General features: G+C 64.7%; 16 protein-coding genes. 13 read left to right on the top strand and 3 right to left on the bottom strand.

Annotated features, from left to right (window positions below; genetic code table 11):
* Positions 1 to 97 precede the first annotated feature (97 nt).
* Positions 98 to 1,156, top strand: a complete 1,059-nt coding sequence (locus CEW83_RS08410) for a LacI family DNA-binding transcriptional regulator (protein WP_108948941.1) — start codon at positions 98 to 100, stop codon at positions 1,154 to 1,156.
* 46 nt (positions 1,157 to 1,202) lie between these two features.
* Here CEW83_RS08410 and CEW83_RS08405 read toward each other — a convergent pair whose 3' ends face one another.
* Both CEW83_RS08405 and CEW83_RS08400 read right to left on the bottom strand, forming a co-directional pair.
* Complete coding sequence (locus tag CEW83_RS08405; RefSeq protein WP_108948940.1) at positions 1,203 to 2,024, bottom strand: inositol monophosphatase family protein; 822 nt, start codon at positions 2,022 to 2,024, stop codon at positions 1,203 to 1,205.
* Positions 2,021 to 3,049 carry a YeiH family protein gene (locus tag CEW83_RS08400; protein WP_234419029.1) on the bottom strand — a complete coding sequence of 343 codons (1,029 nt, stop codon included), beginning with the start codon at positions 3,047 to 3,049 and terminating at the stop codon, positions 2,021 to 2,023. Before CEW83_RS08400 ends, CEW83_RS08405 begins: the two co-directional genes overlap by 4 nt.
* 182 nt (positions 3,050 to 3,231) lie before the next feature.
* Between CEW83_RS08400 and CEW83_RS08395 the strand changes: the two genes are divergently transcribed.
* Positions 3,232 to 4,002, top strand: coding sequence for a GntR family transcriptional regulator (locus CEW83_RS08395; RefSeq protein WP_234419028.1), 771 nt, complete (start codon positions 3,232 to 3,234; stop codon positions 4,000 to 4,002).
* Between the two features lie 3 nt (positions 4,003 to 4,005).
* Here the strand turns inward: CEW83_RS08395 and CEW83_RS08390 are convergent, their stop codons facing one another.
* Positions 4,006 to 4,749 carry a GntR family transcriptional regulator gene (locus CEW83_RS08390; protein WP_108948938.1) on the bottom strand — a complete coding sequence of 248 codons (744 nt, stop codon included), beginning with the start codon at positions 4,747 to 4,749 and terminating at the stop codon, positions 4,006 to 4,008.
* A gap of 275 nt (positions 4,750 to 5,024) precedes the next feature.
* Between CEW83_RS08390 and CEW83_RS08385 the strand changes: the two genes are divergently transcribed.
* The 11 genes from CEW83_RS08385 to CEW83_RS08335 all read left to right on the top strand — a co-directional run bounded on the left by CEW83_RS08385 (position 5,025) and on the right by CEW83_RS08335 (position 17,967).
* Positions 5,025 to 5,306 carry a UxaA family hydrolase gene (locus CEW83_RS08385; RefSeq protein WP_108948937.1) on the top strand — a complete coding sequence of 94 codons (282 nt, stop codon included), beginning with the start codon at positions 5,025 to 5,027 and terminating at the stop codon, positions 5,304 to 5,306.
* Positions 5,307 to 5,359: 53 nt separating this feature from the next.
* On the top strand, positions 5,360 to 6,529 hold the full coding sequence (locus tag CEW83_RS08380; protein ID WP_108948936.1) for a UxaA family hydrolase: 1,170 nt from the start codon (positions 5,360 to 5,362) through the stop codon (positions 6,527 to 6,529).
* Between the two features lie 101 nt (positions 6,530 to 6,630).
* Positions 6,631 to 7,590 (top strand): tripartite tricarboxylate transporter substrate binding protein, encoded by a 960-nt coding sequence (locus tag CEW83_RS08375; protein WP_199915243.1) that lies wholly within the window; start codon positions 6,631 to 6,633, stop codon positions 7,588 to 7,590.
* A gap of 56 nt (positions 7,591 to 7,646) precedes the next feature.
* Positions 7,647 to 9,155: a tripartite tricarboxylate transporter permease gene (locus tag CEW83_RS08370; protein WP_108948934.1), complete on the top strand. Its 1,509-nt coding sequence runs from the start codon at positions 7,647 to 7,649 to the stop codon at positions 9,153 to 9,155.
* The gene (locus CEW83_RS08365) at positions 9,142 to 9,606 is read left to right on the top strand and encodes a tripartite tricarboxylate transporter TctB family protein (RefSeq protein ID WP_108948933.1); all 465 of its coding nucleotides are present in this window, start codon (positions 9,142 to 9,144) and stop codon (positions 9,604 to 9,606) included. Before CEW83_RS08370 ends, CEW83_RS08365 begins: the two co-directional genes overlap by 14 nt.
* A 47-nt stretch (positions 9,607 to 9,653) precedes the next feature.
* On the top strand, positions 9,654 to 10,583 hold the full coding sequence (locus CEW83_RS08360; protein ID WP_199915242.1) for a hydroxyacid dehydrogenase: 930 nt from the start codon (positions 9,654 to 9,656) through the stop codon (positions 10,581 to 10,583).
* Between the two features lie 10 nt (positions 10,584 to 10,593).
* Entirely contained in the window at positions 10,594 to 11,583 is a 990-nt protein-coding gene (locus CEW83_RS08355) for an Ldh family oxidoreductase (protein ID WP_108948932.1), read from the top strand.
* 91 nt (positions 11,584 to 11,674) lie between these two features.
* Positions 11,675 to 12,799 (top strand): NAD(P) transhydrogenase subunit alpha, encoded by a 1,125-nt coding sequence (locus tag CEW83_RS08350; RefSeq protein ID WP_108948931.1) that lies wholly within the window; start codon positions 11,675 to 11,677, stop codon positions 12,797 to 12,799.
* A gap of 11 nt (positions 12,800 to 12,810) precedes the next feature.
* The gene (locus tag CEW83_RS08345) at positions 12,811 to 13,116 is read left to right on the top strand and encodes an NAD(P) transhydrogenase subunit alpha (protein ID WP_108948930.1); all 306 of its coding nucleotides are present in this window, start codon (positions 12,811 to 12,813) and stop codon (positions 13,114 to 13,116) included.
* The gene (locus tag CEW83_RS08340) at positions 13,113 to 14,495 is read left to right on the top strand and encodes an NAD(P)(+) transhydrogenase (Re/Si-specific) subunit beta (protein WP_108948929.1); all 1,383 of its coding nucleotides are present in this window, start codon (positions 13,113 to 13,115) and stop codon (positions 14,493 to 14,495) included. The genes CEW83_RS08345 and CEW83_RS08340 overlap by 4 nt, the downstream gene beginning before the upstream one ends.
* Before the next feature lie 19 nt (positions 14,496 to 14,514).
* Positions 14,515 to 17,967 carry a pyruvate carboxylase gene (locus tag CEW83_RS08335; protein WP_108951279.1) on the top strand — a complete coding sequence of 1,151 codons (3,453 nt, stop codon included), beginning with the start codon at positions 14,515 to 14,517 and terminating at the stop codon, positions 17,965 to 17,967.
* Positions 17,968 to 17,996: the final 29 nt, after the last annotated feature.

Here is a 17,996-nt window from a genome sequence, read left to right as displayed (position 1 = left end):
ATTCGTATCATCTGAATGACTATCTGGTATTGAAGTGGTGCGGAGGGGGGCTGAAAGCGCTACCATTCGTAACTGTTCTGACACACGGGAAACATGCATGGTCGAGGGGCGCAGGCGGGAAACGATTCGCAATGACAGGCCTGTACTGGCGGATGTGGCGCTTGCGGCCGGGGTGTCGACTGCGTCTGTGTCGCGGGTGCTGAATGAGCCCGACAAGGTGCGTCCCGAGATGCGTCAGCGCGTGATGGCGGCGGTGGAGCAGCTGGGGTATGTGCCTGACGGCGCGGCGCGGGCGCTGGCCTCCGGGCGCCTGCGAACCATTGGTGCAATCGTCCCGACGCTCGACAACGCCATCTTCGCCAGTGGCATCAACGCGTTGCAGCGCCGGCTGGCGCAGCGCGGTTTCACGCTGCTGGTGGCTTCGTCCGAATACGACAGCGACGAAGAGGCGCGCGAGGTTCATGCTCTGGTCGTCAGGGGGGTGGATGGTCTCGTTTTCGTGGGCGAAGGTCACGACCCCAGGCTGTACAAGCTGCTCGCCTCCAAGGGCCTGCCGTACGTGAATACCTGGGTGCATTCGCCCGACCAGCCGCATCCGACCATCGGTTTCGACAACCGCAGTGCAGGGCATCGGCTGGCCGACTATCTGATGGACCTGGGGCATCGGCGCATCGCGATGGTGGCGGGTTTCACGGCCCACAACGATCGTGCGCGCGCGCGCGCGGAGGGCGTGCGCGCAGCGCTGGCAAAGCGCGGGCTGGAGATTGCGCCCGGTCAGTTCCTGGAGCGGGCCTACGATGTGCGTGAGGGGCGGGAGGCGCTGCGCACCCTGCTGCGTTTGCCGGAGCCGCCGACCGCGGTCATTTGCGGTAATGACGTGCAGGCCATGGGTACGCTGTTCGAGACCCAGGCGCAGGGTATCGCCGTGCCCGCAAGGCTGTCCATCGTCGGCTTCGATGATCTGCCGATCTCGGCCAACCTCGTGCCTGCGCTGACAACGATCCGGGTGCCGGCGGCCGATATCGGGCGGCGCGCGGCGGATTATCTGCTCGATCGCCTTGCCGGGCAGGACCCGCCGGCCCACACCGAGCTGGATGCCGAGCTGGTGGTGCGCGGTACGACCGCTCCCCCGCCAGTGCTGGCGGACGGCGGCTGAGTCAGTCGTCACGGCAGGCGACGGAATCCGGGTGTCTGCAGGCGTTTCAGGTCCGGCTGCTTTCCCCGTCGAAACCGTCGAGCAGGCGAGTGAGTGCTTCCAGCAGATCAGGCGCTGCGACGATGCAGGATCGGGTGTCGAGTACCGACGCCGCGCCGCGCAGGTCGAGGCGGCCGCCTGCCTCCTCGATCATCAGGCTGCCTGCAGCAAGATCCCAGGCTTTCATGCCGACCTGCCAGAAGCCGTCGAGCTGGCCGCTGGCCACGCGTGCGAGATCGAGCACCATCGAACCCGAGCGCCTGACGCCTTGCGCGGTGTTCAGTGCGGCGCCCAGGGCCGGCAGATAGCCCGCCATGGCAGCTGCGCCCGGCTTGGGGAACACGGTGCCGAGCAGGGCGTGTTTCAGCTCCCGGCATGATGAAACGAGTATCCGGCTGCCATTGCGCCAGGCGCCACCGCCACGTACGGCCGAGTAGGTGTCGCCACGCACCGGATCGACGATGACGCCGACCAGTGCCTGCCCGCGATGAAGGCAGGCTACCGACACCGCGAAGTCCGCCAGCCCGTGCGCGAAGTTCACCGAGCCGTCGATCGGATCGATCACCCACAGGTAATCCGACTCGACGCCATCGCCACCGGCTTCCTCCGAAAGAATGGCGTGATCCGGGCAGGCGCTGCGGATGATACCGATTGCGGCGGTTTCGGCCGCAAGGTCTATCGAGGTGACGACATCGCCCGCGCCCTTGTCGGCCACTTCGATGCTGTCGCGCTGCAGCCAGCCCTGATGTGCGATCCTGCTCGCGGCGCCCGCTGCGTCGCGCGCCACTGCGAGCAGGTGCTCGCGGTCGAATGTGGATGGCGCGCTCATTTGATGACGTGCTCGAGCAGGTAGATGCCGCCCAGCACCCACAGTGCAAGGAAGAGCGTGTTGGCCACGATCAGGGCGATCGGCTGCCAGCCGACGGTGCGCAGCTCGGCAAAGGAAGTCTTGACCCCGAGAGCGGAGATCGCCACGACCAGGCACCAGCGCGACAGGCTCGACAGGGAGTCGCTGACTTCGGTGGTGAGCAGGCCGGCACTGTTGATCAGCACGAGGATGATGAAGCCGACGAGAAAGCGGGGGAGCAGCGTGACCGGTTCATCGTTGTCCTTGTTCTGGCGGCGGAAGCTGAGCGAGATCATGAGCACGACCGGCACCAGCAATGCGACCCGGAACAGCTTCACCAGGGTGGCGGTTTCGGCCACCTGAGGCGAGATCAGAAAACCCGCGCCCACGACCTGTGCGACATCGTGAATCGTACCGCCAAAGAACACGGCGGTCATCTCCGGGCTGAGTTCGAGCAGCTTCGCGATCAGCGGGTAGGCAATCATTGCCACCGTCGACAGGGCGGTGACCGTGACCACGGTCAGCAGCGTCATGCGCTGGTTCTGATCGTTCTTGGGCAGGGCCGCGGCGATGGCAAGCGCGGCCGACGCGCCACAGATTGCCACTGCACCGCCGCCGAGCAGGCCTTCCGGCCCGGTGCGTCCGAGGCGGCGCGCAAGCAGCGAACCGAACAGCAGCGTGGCGCCCACGCCTGCCACCACCAGTGCGATCGGCCCGGCGCCAAGGTCTGCGATCTGGCCGACGGTGATGCGCGCACCGAGCAAGGCCACCCCGAAGCGCAGCACCCCGCGCGCGGCGAAATCGATGCCGATGCGCGTTTTGGGTTCCGCAGCCAGGTAGTGGAAAGCCATGCCAACCAGCAAGGCATAGAGAAACTGCGGGCCGCCGTAGTGCTCCGCGATGAAGGTGGAGGCGAGCGCGATGACGAGGGCCGTCATCAGGCCCGGCATACGCGCGGTGGTGCTGCGCAGGTTGGCGGCAATGCTGGACATCGTGGCTGTGCTCATGATCCTTCCATGTGACGTGCGCTTGAGGCCGACCGGTCAGCGGATCGGGCGTAATGACATTTCGGGATCAATGCTAGCGGAATTGTAAGATATAGGTCAACTAGATGAGTTAGGTGATGTAGAGTGTCGGAAGGATGATTCCGAGCATCGGAGTCGATGTTGCATTGAGGCGGGGGGAGGACATGATGGAACTGCACATCAGGGAATTGCGGAAGTTCGACGAACCACTCTACAAGTGGGTAAAGCGCGGGCTGATCGAACTGATCGGGCTCGGCACCTGGCGTCCGGCCCAGGCGATTCCGTCGGAGCGCAAGCTGTCGGAAGGCTTTGGCGTCAGTATGGGAACCATCCGGCGCGCACTGGATGAACTGGTCGACGACGACGTTCTGGTGCGCCATCAGGGACGCGGCACCTTCGTAACCGCGCATGATCGCAACCGCTATCTGTTCAGCTTCTTCAACGTCTGCGGGCATGACGGCCAGCGGATCTATCCGGTCGTGAACCTGATCGACTTCGACAGTCTGCGTGCAGACGCCTTTGTCGCGCGCAGCCTGAGCATCAGTCCGGGGGCCAAGGTGGTGCGCGTTCGCAACCTGCTGACCCTGAAGGGTGTGCCGACCCTGGTCGACGAGATTCTGCTGCCGGCGGCGCGCTTTGCCGGGATCAGTCGTGAGCGGGTGGCCGATCGCAGCGGGACGCTGTATCAGCTATACGAAGAGCAGTTCCGGCAGTCGGTGACCCGTATCGAAGAGCGCTTGCGCGCGACGGTGGCCAACGCGCAGCAGGCTGCGGACCTGGCGGTCGATCCGGGTTATCCGCTGCTGCACATCGTGCGGCGGGCGTTTGCGGTAGACGGTACGCCAATCGAATTGCGCCACTCCTTCGTCAAGACCGAACACTACGAGTACTCCCGCACCCTGCATGAAGCCGATCGCGGGCGCGGCCGGGACTGACGTTTACTGGTGCTCTTCGGCGAAATACTCGTGATGTGCGGTGTTCACATAGCTGTGCCGCAACTCCACCGCGAGATCGTTGAACGACAGTGCAAGCCTGACGATATGCAGCAAGGGTGCGCCCACTTCGACCTCGAGCAGTGAGGCCAGGCGCTCGTCGGCAAGGCAGGCACGCAGGCGCTCCTCGGTGCGCAGCACGGCGACGGCGAAGTTGTCCTGGTAGAGCTGATAGAGCGTACCCGGCCGGTTGCGTACGGTCTCTGCGGTGAGATGCGGAAAGCTGCGCTCGGGGACGTGGATGTCGTCCACGATCAGGGGCTTGCCGGCGATGCTCAGCCGGTTGGTCAGGCGGAACAGCTTCGACCCGGTGCGTATGCCAAGGCGCTGGGCCATGTCGGCATCGGCCTTGATGCTGGCGAAGGCTTGCAGCTCTACCTTCGGGTATTCCTTGTGCCCGTCCTGCCCAATGATGTGGAAAAACGCGAACACATAGCGATCGTGCGTGTGGGAGGTGACGAAGGTGCCGCGCCCCTGGTGCCGGATGAGGATGTTTTCTGCCACCAGTTCGTCGACCGCCTTGCGCACGGTGCCGATGCTGACCCCGAAACGTTCGCCCAGACGCTTCTCCGACGGAATGATCTCGCCCGGCTTCCACTCGCCACTGCGCAGCGATTCCATGATCTTTCGCTTCACTTCCTGGTAGAGCGGGGCGCCCAGGGGAAGGCCTGACAGTGAAATCTGGTTCATGGCGGGAGCGGCCTCGATGAAGTAGGCACGATGGCACTAGGGGCATCAATCATACCAAATCCCGCGCGAGATCAAGGCTTGAGCGATGCATCTCATCCGTATGAGTGTGTGCCCGCGCACTCACGCCATGCCAGTTGCGACCCCGCATTTCATCGGCACTCGAAAAAGTTAACCTAAACATCCAACTCATATATATCACCCAGTTGACACGGATGAATTGTGGTACTACGATGCAATTGCTGTCCGCATGGACTGATCGCCAAAGGAGAAGAGAGATGATTCATTTTGTCGTACATGAAGAGGGTGACTCGGTCGGCACGATCGTGGTCGAGGGCGTCAAGAGCGGCGCAACGCTGTCGGGCTGGATCATGGAGCAGGACCGCATGACGGAAATCAAGACGCGCAGCGACATTCCGATCGGTCACAAGATCGCGCTGCAGCAGCTGGAAGTCGGTGCCACGGTGATCAAGTACGGCGTCGATATCGGCAAGGTCGTTGCCCCCATCGCGGCGGGCGAGCACTTGCACGTTCAGAACGTCAAGACCAAGCGCTGGTAAGCCCAGGCTCAGGTCGCGCCATACCCATTCCATTCATAGAGAGGCATCGCCAAATGATCAGCAATGAAACGACTTTTCTCGGATATCGCCGCGAGAACGGCCGCGTCGGGGTTCGCAACCACGTCATCGTCCTGCCGGTGGACGACATTTCCAACGCAGCAGCCGAAGCCGTTGCGAACAACATCAAGGGCGCAATGGCCCTGCCGCACCCTTACGGTCGTCTGCAGTTCGGTGCCGACCTTGAGCTGCACTTCCGCACCCTGATCGGTACCGGTTCCAACCCCAACGTGGCTGCAGTGGTCGTGATCGGCATCGAGCCGGCCTGGACCAAGCTCGTTGCCGACGGCATCGCCAAGACCGGCAAGCCGGTTCACAGCTTCTCGATCTCGCAGAATGGCGATCACGAGACCATCATGAAGGCGTCGAAAGCCGCCCGCGAGCTGGTTCAGTTTGCCTCCGAGAAGCAGCGCGAAGAGTGCCCGATCAGCGAACTGTGGGTGTCCACCAAGTGCGGCGAGTCGGACACGACCTCGGGCTGCGGTGCCAATCCGACCGTCGGCAATGCCTTCGACAAGCTCTACGGTGTCGGCGCGACCTTGGTGTTCGGCGAGACTTCCGAGCTGACCGGTGGTGAGCATCTGGTGGCCGCACGCTGTGCCACGCCGGACGTGAAGGAAGAGTTCATGAAGCTGTTCAACAGCTATCAGGACATGATCAACCGTCACAAGACCTCGGACCTCTCCGACTCGCAGCCGACCAAGGGCAACATCGCCGGTGGTCTGACCACCATCGAGGAAAAGGCGCTGGGCAACATCCAGAAAATCGGCAAGAAGTGCAAGGTCGATGGCGTGCTCGACTATGCCGAAACGCCGACCGCCCCCGGCCTGTGGTTCATGCAGTCGAGCTCGGCTGCTGCCGAGATGGTGACGCTGTGTGCAGCTGCCGGTTACGTGGTGCATTTCTTCCCCACCGGACAGGGCAACATCGTCGGCAACCCGATCCTGCCCGTGATCAAGATCTGCGCAAACCCGAGGACCGTCCGCACCATGGGCGAGCACATCGACGTCGATACCTCCGGCCTGCTGCAGCGCGAAATGAACATGGATGGCGCGGGTGACCAGTTGCTTGAATGCATGCTGCGCACCGCGAACGGACGCCTTACCGCGGCCGAAGCACTGGGACACCGCGAATTCGTGCTGACCCGTCTGTACGAGAGTGCCTGATTTACTGAAGCCTGACACCGGCCGCTGAGGCCGGTTGCTGCAACGGGGGCTTTCGCCATGAGGCGACAGCCCCCGCAACCCCTTGATGGAGGAGACACATAATGAGAAAGCTTCAAAGCGCCATTACCCGCATGACCGTCGCCAGCCTGTGCAGCATTTCCCTGGGGGCCGCTGCGGCCTATCCGGAGCAGACCATCAACTACATCATCCCTTTCGGTCCGGGGGGTGAGTCGGACATCGCAGCACGCCTGCAGGAGCCGCTGTTCAAGAAGCATGGCGGACAGTCGGTGGCCATTCAGTACAAGGCCGGTGCGGGCGGTGCTGCAGCTTGGGCGCAACTGAACAGCATGACTGCAGACGGCTACACGATGATGGGGACGAACCTCCCGCACATCGTGCTGCAGCCGATGGAAAAGGACGTGGGTTATCGCACCGCCGAGGTGACCAACGTGTACTGGTTTCACTACACGCCGGATGCGCTGCTGGTGACTGCCGACAGCCCCTACAAGACCCTGGCGGACTATCTCGCTGCCGCGCGCAAGACGCCGGGCGGGGTGATTGTCGGCGGCACCGGCACCAACTCCGGTAACGAGCTGGCGAAGGCGCGCCTGGACAAGCTCGCCGGCATCAAGACCACCTATATCCCGTTCAAGGGCACGGGTGCGGTCAACACCGCACTGCTGGGCAAGCAGGTCGCGGCCTCCTGGGGCTACACCACGGTGAAGCTGCAGCTGGGCGACCAGGTGCGCTGCCTCGCGGTGGCCATGGAAGCGCGCCATCCGCGCATGCCGGATTGCCCGACCTTCCGTGAGCTGGGCATCGACATGGTCGGTGGCGTCTATCGCGGACTCGCCGTGCCTTCGAGCACGCCGGCTGCGGTGCAGAAGCAGGTTGCCAGCCTGATCGGTCAGATCAACAAGGATCCTGTCTTCATCGAGAAAATGCTCGACAACGGGTTCACCGTCGTCGATGTCGGCCCAGAGCAGATGAAGGACTTCATGGACAAGATGAGCAAGGAATACGCGGAAGCTGCCAAGGATCTTGGCATCAAGATGCAGTGATCTTCCAATGCGCAGCCCGCAAGGGCTGCGCGTGTTCATCTGTCTGAGGAGTTCGCATGCCTGGAATCGAGTATCTCCTTCATGCCCTGAGCCCGATGAGTCTGCTGATCGCCTTCGCCGGCGTGCTGGCAGGCATCCTCATCGGTGCAATGCCAGGGCTGACCGCAACCATGGCGGTTGCGGTGCTGGTCCCCTTCACCTTCGGCATGGAGCCGGGTGTTGCGCTGATCGCGCTTGGCGCCATCTATACCGGTGCCATCTACGGTGGTGCCTATTCGGCCATCCTGCTGAAGACGCCGGGCACGCCGTCGTCGATCGCCACCACCTTCGACGGCTATCCGATGGCCAAGCGCGGCGATGGCGATCTCGCGCTCACGTTGGCCTGCCTGGCTTCGGTGTTCGGCGGTCTGGTGGGCGCGGCCTTCCTGCTGCTGCTCGCACCCCCGCTGGCCTCGGTCGCACTGAGCTTCGGCCCGGTCGAGTACTTCTGGCTCGCCATCTTCGGTCTCACCCTGATTGCGTCGCTCAGCGAAGGCAGTCTGATCAAGTCGCTGATCGGTGGCTGCATCGGCCTGCTGCTGTCGATGATCGGCGTCGCCGAGGTCGGTGGCGATGTGCGCTTTACCGGCGACTCGCAGGCCCTGCTTGGTGGCATCGACATCGTCTCCGCGCTGATCGGCCTGTACTGCGTGCCGGTGCTGCTTGAACTCGTGGCTTCGCCCGACCCGCACATGCGGCTCGGCAGCCGGGTGTCGAGCTATCGCCTGGGCGAGGGCATGCGCCAGTGCTGGAAGTCGCGCTTCAACATCATGCGCAGTTCGGTGATCGGTACGGTGGTTGGCATCCTGCCTGGCGCGGGCGGTTCGATCGCCTCGCTGATTGCCTACTCGGAGGCACGCCGCGTGGCCAAACAGCCGGAAAAATTCGGCACCGGCGAGCCCGATGGTCTGCTTGCAACCGAGTCGTCCAACAACGCGACGGTGGGTGGCGGCTTCATCCCCACGCTGGTGCTGGGCATCCCGGGCACGCCGCCGGATGCGGTGATTCTCGGCGCACTGCTGGTGCAGGGCGTGCGCGTCGGGCCGCAGCTGTTCGGCGAGCAAAGCGAGATCGTCTACACCTTCATCTACGGCCTGTTCATCGCCACCGTGCTGATGCTGCCGGTTGGTCTGCTGGTCGGGCGCTATGCGTTCAAGTCGCTGGTGGGCATTCCCAAGGCGCTGCTTGCCCCTTCGGTCGCCTTCCTCACCATTCTCGGCAGCTATGCCGTGCATAACAACGCACATGAAGTGCTGCAGATGGTGCTGCTTGGCGGCTTTGCCTGGGTGATGGCGAGCTGGGGCTTCTCCGCCTCTCCGATCGTGCTCGGACTCATCCTTGGGAGCATCGCCGAAGGTGGATTCGTCCAGGGCTATCTGATCGGTTCGGCGAAGGGCAGTGCGCTGGCGGAGTTCTTCGGGCGCCCGATCTCGATCGGCATCATCGTGTTCATCCTGATTGGTCTGATGTATCCGCTGCTGACCCGTCGCTTTGGCAAGAAGGAGATCAAGCATGAGTACGCATGAGGTGAAAGTGCGCGATGTGTCCGGCGTGATCGCGTCGGTGATCGCAATCGTGATCGGGGTGATGGTGCTGCGTGCAGCGCGTGACTTCGACACCCTTGGTGCAGTGTTTCCGCGCTCGGTGGCGGTGCTGATGATGGTGCTCGGCGCCTGTTACGTGGTGCTTGCCCTGCGCAAGCCGGGGGTGAGCGCGACGCGGCTGCAGGGCTCCGGCATGCGCAGGCTGGCGCTGTTCGGCGTCATGCTGGGCTGGGCGCTGCTGCTCGAGCCGCTCGGCTTCCTGACCACCAGCCTGATCGGTTATGTGCTCGGGCTGCTGATCGCCAATTTCGATCGCTGGACCCCGCGCATGACGATGATCTACTGCGGCGCCGGGTGCTCGATGGTCGTGGGCCTGTTCCTGCTGTTCCGCTTTGCCCTGAAGGTGCCGTTGCCCCCCGGCATCCTGATCTGATTCGTGCCGTTTCGTACGCCCAACCCCAGCAAGAGATAGAGGAAAAAATGACAAAGGTCGTGATCTCCGAGTTCATGGATGAAAGTGCGGTGGATACGCTGCGCGCCCGTTTCGATGTGCTGTATGACCCCAAACTGGTGGACCAGCCGGCAGCCCTGCTCGCGGCGCTGGCGCAGGCGGATGGCCTGATCGTGCGCAACCGCACCCAGGTCAGCGCCGACATGCTGCCAGCAGCGCCGGCACTGAAAGTGGTGGGCCGTCTCGGCGTGGGACTGGACAACATCGATGTGGCGCGATGCAAGGCCGCAGGGGTAGAAGTGATCCCGGCCACCGGTGCCAATGCCCTTGCCGTGGCCGAGTACGTCATTGGCACGGCGATGGTGCTGCTGCGCGGCAGCTATCTGTCGAGCAGCGAGGTGGCGGCCGGCGAATGGCCGCGTACCCGCATGTCGAATGGGCGCGAGACCGCAGGCAAGACGCTGGGCCTGGTGGGCTTCGGCGGCATTGGTCAGCTCACGGCACGTCTGGCCCGTGGCCTCGGCATGCAGGTGGTGGCGCATGACCCGATGATCGCGAACGATGCGCCGGTGTGGGCGGAGTCGGGCGTGACCCCGCTGGCGCTCGATGCGCTGGTGAGTACGGCCGATGTCGTCAGCCTGCACGTACCGCTGACCGACGGCACCCGCGGCCTGTTCGGCGCTGCCTGCATCCAGTCGATGAAGGCGGGTGCAGTGCTGATCAACACCGCACGCGGCGGCATTGTCGACGAGGCGGCGCTGGCTGCGGCACTTCGCAGCGGGCACCTTGGCGGCGCGGCGCTGGACGTGTTCGAGGCCGAACCGCTGCCCGCTGGGTCGGCGCTGGCCGGTGTCCCCAACCTGATCCTCACGCCGCACATCGGCGGGGTGACGTTTGAATCCAACGAGCGCGTGAGCAGCCTGATCGCAGAGCGCGTCATCCGTTTTCTTGCAGACTGAGGAGCCGCGCATGGCCAGACACACGATTGATCATCTGCTCGAACTGACTGCCGCTGCGCTGACGCGTGCCGGAGCAGGGCCAGACATGGCGGCGTCCACCGCGAGGTCGCTGGTGGCGGCCGAAGCACAGGGGCTGGCTTCGCATGGGCTGGCGCGGGTGTCGCAGTACGCTGCCCATCTGCGCAATGGGCGCGTCAATGGCGATGCTAAGCCGAAGGTGGTGAGTGAGCGTGCAGCCGCCTGCCTGATCGACGCCGAAGAGGGGCTGGCTTTCCCCGCCAGCGATCTGGCGATCAGGGAGGCGATCGAGCGCGCCCGCAAGTGCGGCGTGGCCTTTGCCGGCATCACCCGCAGCCACCATTTCGGGGTGGCCGCACTGCACCTCGAGGCCGTGGCTGCCGCTGGCATGGTGGGTCTTGCCTTCGGCAACTCACCGGCGGCGATGCCGGCCTGGGGCGGCAAGCGCGCCCTGTTCGGCACCAATCCGGTCGCTGCGGTGTTTCCGCGGCGCGACGGGGAGCCGATCACGATCGACCTCGCCTTGTCCGAAGTTGCGCGTGGCAAGCTGATGGTGGCGGCACGCGACGGCAAGTCGATCCCGACCGGCTGGGCGCTGGACAGGAACGGCGAGCCCACCACCGACCCGAAAGCCGGGCTTGAGGGCATGATGTGCCCGGCGGGCGGGGTGAAGGGGGCGATGCTGGCAATGATGGTGGAACTGCTGTGCTGCTCCCTGACCGGCGCCGCCTTCGGCTTCGAGGCCGACTCCTTCTTCGTCGAGGAAGGCAATCGTCCGCGCATCGGCCAGGCTTTCCTGGTGATCGATCCGGGCGCGCTGGCCGGCACCGACACCTATCTGGAGCGCGTCGAGACCCTGCTGACGGCCATGCTCGTCGATGAGGGCGTGCGTGTGCCGGGCGATCGTCGTCGCGGCATTGCGCTCAAGGCCATGAGCGAAGGCGTTGAAGTCGCCGACGCACTGCTCGCACAGCTGGTCTGAGTTTTTCCCCGCGCGGGCCTTCTGTCCGCGCGGGCCTTGAATACCAGAATGTGATGTTGAGATGCCGGGCAGGGCCTGGCAGGGAGGAGTCATGTCGTTGAAGATTGGTGTGCCGGCTGAGACTCATCCCGGCGAACGCCGCATTCCGGTCGTGCCGGATGTGGTCAAGAAATATCAGGGCCTCGGTGCCCATGTGGTGATGCAGGTCGGTGCAGGCGTGCCGGCGCATTTCCGTGATGAAGCGTTTGCCGAGGTCAGTCTGGTCGATGACGTCGCTGCGGTGTTCGGCGAAGCGGAGGTGGTGCTGTGCGTGCAGCCGCCGACGACGGCGTCGATCGCGGCGATGAAGCCGGGCAGCGTGCTGCTGGGCATGCTGCAGCCGTGGGCGGACGCCGAGCGGGTGAAGCTGCTGCAGGAGAAGCAGATCACCGCCTTTGCGCTCGAACTGCTGCCGCGCATCTCGCGCTCGCAGAGCATGGACGCGCTCTCCAGCCAGGCCGCAGTGGCCGGCTACGAGTGCGCGCTGATTGCCGCGGACCACTCACCCAAGTTCTTCCCCATGCTCACCTACGCTGCAGGCACCATCCGCCCGGCCAAGGTGCTGGTGATCGGTGCCGGCGTGGCCGGACTGCAGGCGATTGCCACCGCGCGCCGGATCGGCGCCATGGTCGAAGCCTACGACGTGCGCCCCGAAACCCGTGAGCAGATCGAATCGCTCGGCGCCAAGTTCGTCGACACCGGCGTGGCCGCAGCGGGCACGGGTGGCTATGCGCGCGAACTCACCGACGAAGAGAAAGCCAGACAGGCCGAGCGCCTGGCCAAGGCTGTGGGCCAGTGCGATGCGCTGATCACCACCGCCGCGATTCCGGGCAAGCGGGCACCGCAGATCATCAGCGCGGACATGATTGCGCGCATGAAGCCCGGTGCGGTGGTCGTCGACATGGCCGCCGAGAGCGGCGGCAACGTCGAAGGCACGGTCGCGGGCGAGAAGGTGTGGATCAACGACGTGCTCGTGATCGGTCCCACCCACATCACCAGCCGCATGCCGGTGCATGCCTCGGAGATGTACGCCAAGAACCTGTTCAACTTCATTTCGCCCTTCATCAAGGATGGCGCGCTCGCGCTCGACTGGGAAGACGAAGTCATGGCCGGATGCTGTCTCACCCACGCGGGCGAAGTGCGCCACGCGGGTGTGAAGCAGATCCTCGGTCTGTAAGGAGAGACATCATGGAAGGCTTTGCCGCACTCTACATTTTCATGCTGGCCGCGTTTGCCGGCTACGAAGTCATCTCGCGCGTGCCGGTGATTCTGCACACGCCGCTGATGTCGGGCTCGAACTTCGTGCACGGCGTGGTGCTGATCGGTGCCATGGTCGCCCTCGGCCACGCCGACCCGGAAGATCCGGTGCAACTGGTGATCGGCTTCTTCGCGGTGTTCCTCGGCGCGGCCAACGCCGCCGGCGGCTACATCGTGACCGAGCGCATGCTGGCCATGTTCAAGCCCGGTGGGCGTAAGGAAGGGGGCGCGAAATGAGTTCAAACTGGTTTGTCAGCATGGCGTACTTCATCGCCGCGGTGGTGTTCATCCTCGGCCTGAAGGCCATGAGCTCGCCGGTGACCGCACGGCGCGGCATCGTCTGGGCCGGCTTCGCGATGATCGGCGCCACGGTGGTCACCTTCTTCATGCCGGGGCTGCACAACGTTGGGCTGATCGTCACCGCGATCGTGCTCGGCGGCGGCGTGGCCTGGTGGAGCGGCAAGACGGTGAAGATGACCGACATGCCGCAGATGGTCGCCATCTACAACGGCATGGGCGGCGGTGCGGCGGCGGCGATTGCCGGGGTCGAACTGGTGCGCGGTGCAGCGCACGACGGCATCACCTCCACCCTGATGGCGCTGGGCGCGATCATCGGTGCGGTGGCCTTCTCCGGCTCCTGCGTGGCCTTTGCCAAGCTGCAGGGGATCATGAAGAAAGCGATCCGGCTGCCGGCGCAGAACAACGTCAACTTCTTCCTCGCGCTGGCCACCTTCGGCGTGGGCCTGACGGTGAGCTACTCGGCGCAACCGAGCGGCTTTGAAGTGTTCATCTTCTTCGTGCTCGCGCTCGCGCTCGGCACGGTGCTGGTGATGCCGATCGGCGGCGCCGACATGCCGGTGGTGATCTCGCTGCTGAACGCCTTCACCGGTCTGGCCGTGGGCTTCGAAGGCTTCGTGCTCGGCAACCCCGCGCTGATCGTGGCCGGCATCGTGGTCGGTGCCTCGGGTACGCTGCTCACGCAGCTGATGGCCAAGGCGATGAACCGCCCGATCAAGAACATCATCTTCGCCCCGCTTACCGGCGCGGCGGCAGAGGGTGAGGGCGAGGCCATCGAAGGCACGATGAAGGAGTTCTCCGCGCTCGATGCCGCGTCGGTGATGCGTTACGCGAGCAAGGTCGTCATCGTGCCCGGTTACGGCATGGCGGTGGCCGGGGCGCAGCACAAGGTGTGGGAGATGGCGCAGCTGCTCGAAGAGGCCGGGGTGGAGGTGGTGTTTGCCATTCACCCGGTGGCGGGGCGGATGCCGGGGCACATGAACGTGCTGCTGGCCGAGGCCGGTGTGCCCTACGACAAGATCTTCGACCTCGAGGAGATCAACGCCGACTTCCCGCAGGCCGATGTGGCGCTGGTGATCGGTGCCAACGACGTGGTGAACCCGGTGGCGCGTACCGACAAGAGCAGCCCGATCTACGGCATGCCCATCCTCAACGTGGACATGGCGCACAACGTGATCGTGGTCAAGCGCGGCAAGGGCGCGGGCTACTCAGGCATCGAAAACGCGTTGTTCTACAAGGACAACTGCCGCATGCTGTACGGCAGTGCGCAGCAGGCCATTGGTGAGGTGATTACGCACGTGAAGGCGCTGGAGGCCTGACAACATGGAGCAGCCAAACATGAAGAAGATCCGCAGCATTCTGGTCGCGAACCGCAGTGAAATCGCCATTCGGGTGTTCCGTGCCGCGAGCGAGATGAACATCCGCACGGTCGGCATCTATGCGCATGAAGACCGCCTCGCCCTCCATCGTTTCAAGGCCGACGAGGCCTACCAGGTGGGGGCGGGCAAGAAGCCGATCCAGGCCTACCTCGACATCCCCGACATCATCCGCATTGCGCGCGAGGCCAAGGTGGACGCAATCCATCCGGGCTACGGCTTCCTGTCCGAGAACCCCGATTTCGCCGAGGCCTGTGCGGCGGCCGGGATTGCCTTCATCGGCCCGAGCCCGGCGGTGATGCGTCAGCTCGGCAACAAGGTCTCTGCGCGCGAACTGGCGCAGCGTGCCGGTGTGCCGGTGGTGCCAGCGACCGGTGCGCTGCCGTATGACCTGGATGCCTCGCGTCGCCTGGCGGCAGAGGTAGGCTATCCGCTGATGCTCAAGGCGAGCTGGGGTGGCGGCGGTCGCGGCATGCGCGCCATTGAGTCCGAGGCTGAACTCGGCGATGCGATCGATGCCGCGCGTCGCGAGGCTGCGGCGGCTTTCGGCAATGACGAGGTCTATCTCGAAAAGCTGGTGCGGCGTGCGCGTCACGTCGAAGTGCAGGTGCTTGGCGATACCCACGGCCAGCTGGTGCATCTGTTCGAGCGCGACTGTTCGGTGCAGCGACGCAACCAGAAGGTGGTCGAGCGCGCACCCGCGCCCTACCTCGATGCGTGGCGCCGGGCAGAGCTGTGTGAAGCGGCGCTCAAGCTCGCACGTGAAGTGGGCTACTCGCACGCCGGGACGGTCGAGTTCCTGATGGACGTGGATACCGGCGACTTCTACTTCATCGAGGTCAATCCGCGTATCCAGGTCGAACACACGGTGACCGAGCAGGTCACCGGCGTGGATATCGTCAAGGCGCAGATCCGCATCACCGAAGGCGCGCGCATCGGCGACGAAGACAGCATGATCCCGGACCAGGAGGCAATCCGCCTTCACGGCCATGCGCTGCAGTGCCGGGTCACCACCGAAGACCCCGAGAACGGATTCACCCCCGACTACGGCCGCATTACGGCCTACCGCAGTGCGGCGGGCCTGGGTGTGCGGCTCGACGGTGGTACCGCCTATTCCGGCGCGGTCATCACCCCGTTCTACGACTCCCTGCTGGTGAAGGTGACGGTGTGGGGCAATACCCCGGACGAGGCGAGCGCCCGCATGGATCGGGCCTTGCGCGAGTTCCGGGTGCGCGGCGTATCGACCAACCTCGCCTTTCTCGAGAACGTCATCGCCCACCCGCTGTTTACCTCGGGCGAATGCACTACGCGCTTCATCGACGAGACGCCGGAGCTGTTTGATTTTCCGTTGCGCCAGGACAGGGCGACACGACAGCTCAACTTCCTTGGCGAGGTCATCGTCAATGGCAACCCGGAGATGAAGGGCCGCAACGCGCCACCGCTGCCGATCCCGCGCCCGCGCCTGCCTGCGTGCGATCGTGGCGCGCCGATCCCGCCCGGCAGTCGTGACCGCCTCAAGGAGATGGGGGCGGAGGGCTTCTCGAAGTGGATGCGCGACGAACCGCGCGTGCTGCTCACCGACACCACGATGCGCGACGCCCACCAGTCGCTGTTCGCGACCCGCATGCGGACCGCCGACATGCTCGCCGTGGCCCCGCATTACGCGCGCATGGGCGCCGATCTGTTCTCGCTTGAGTGCTGGGGTGGCGCGACCTTCGACGTCGCAATGCGCTTTCTGAAGGAGGACCCGTGGCAGCGCCTGGGGCTGTTGCGCGAGGCGATACCGAATGTGCTGTTCCAGATGCTGTTGCGTGGCTCGAACGCAGTTGGCTACACCAACTATGCGGACAACGTGGTGCGCCACTTTGTGCAGCAGGCCGCGCGCGGACCCGACGGCGTCGGTGGCATCGACCTGTTCCGCGTGTTCGATTCGCTCAACTGGGTGGACAACATGCGGGTCGCGATCGATGCGGTGCGCGATGCAGGCGCCTTGTGCGAGGCGGTGATGTGCTATACCGGCGACCTGTTTGATTCGTCGCGCAGCAAGTACAACCTGAAGTACTACGTCGACATGGCCCGCGCACTCGAGAAGGCCGGCGCCAACATCCTGTGCATCAAGGACATGGCCGGCGTGTGCCGCCCGAATGCGGTCACCGAGCTGGTGCGGGTGCTGCGCGAGGAGACCGCGCTGCCGCTGCACTTCCACACCCACGACACCAGCGGCATCTCGGCTGCCAGCGTGCTCGCTGCGGTCGAGGCCGGGGTGGACGCGGTGGACGGGGCGCTCGACTCGATGAGCGGCCTGACTTCGCAGCCCAGCCTGGGCTCGATCGTGGCTGCGCTCAAAGGTACAGCGCGCGATCCGAAAGTCGACCTGCGTGCGCTGCAGTCGCTGTCACGCTACTGGGAGGGCGTGCGCCGGCAGTATGCGCCCTTCGAGCCCGACATCCGCGCCGGCACCTCCGAGGTCTACCGTCACGAAATGCCGGGCGGGCAATATACCAACCTGCGCGAACAGGCGCGGGCGGTGGGCATCGAGGAGCGCTGGCCGCAGGTGGCGGATGCCTATGCCGAGGTCAATTTGCTGTTCGGCGACATCGTCAAGGTGACCCCGTCCTCCAAGGTGGTCGGCGATATGGCCTTGTTCATGGTCACCAACGAGTTGCGCCCGCAGGACATCACCGATCCGAAGCGCGACATCGCCTTTCCCGAGTCGGTGGTGCAGTTGTTCCGCGGTGAGCTCGGTTACCCGCCGGACGGCTTTCCGGAAGCCCTGCAGAAGAAGGTGCTGAACGGTCTGGCGCCGGTCGTCGGGCGTGCCGCCGACCACCTCCCGGATGTGGATCTGGCGCAGGCAAAAGCGGCGCTCGAGACCGAGATCGGCCGCCCGGTGTCGGAAACCGACCTCGCTTCGTCGCTGATGTATCCGAAGGTGTTCCGCGATTTTGCACGCCACGACAACCAGTACGGTGACGTCTCCGTGCTGCCGACGCCTGCGTTCTTCTATGGTCTGGTGGAGGGCGAGGAGATCTCGGTCGAAATCGACCGCGGCAAGACCCTGGTGATCCGCCTGCTCGGCCGCAGCGACACCGACGACGGCCATGTGAAGCTGTTCTTCGAACTCAATGGCCAGCCGCGTCTGATCAAGGTGCCGGTTGCCGGCTTCAATGCGGTCGAGCGCCCCCAGGCCGACCCGGCCAATCCGGACCAGGTCGGTGCGCCGATGCCGGGCATGGTGGGAACGGTCGCCGTGCGCCCGGGCCAGCATGTCAGCAAGGGCGACATGCTGCTGACGCTGGAAGCGATGAAGATGGAACTGTCGATCAAGGCCGAGCGCGACGGGGTGGTGAAGCAGGTCTACACCACGTCGGGCACCGTTGTGGCGGCCAAGGATCTGCTGCTCGACTTTTCGTGAGCCCTGGCGGGGGCGGCTTGCGCAGCGCG

This window comes from Parazoarcus communis, from assembly GCF_003111645.1.
Taxonomy (GTDB): domain Bacteria; phylum Pseudomonadota; class Gammaproteobacteria; order Burkholderiales; family Rhodocyclaceae; genus Parazoarcus; species Parazoarcus communis_A.
The sequence above is the reverse complement of the archived record's forward strand: the minus strand, read 5'-3'. Positions and strand labels throughout refer to the sequence as shown.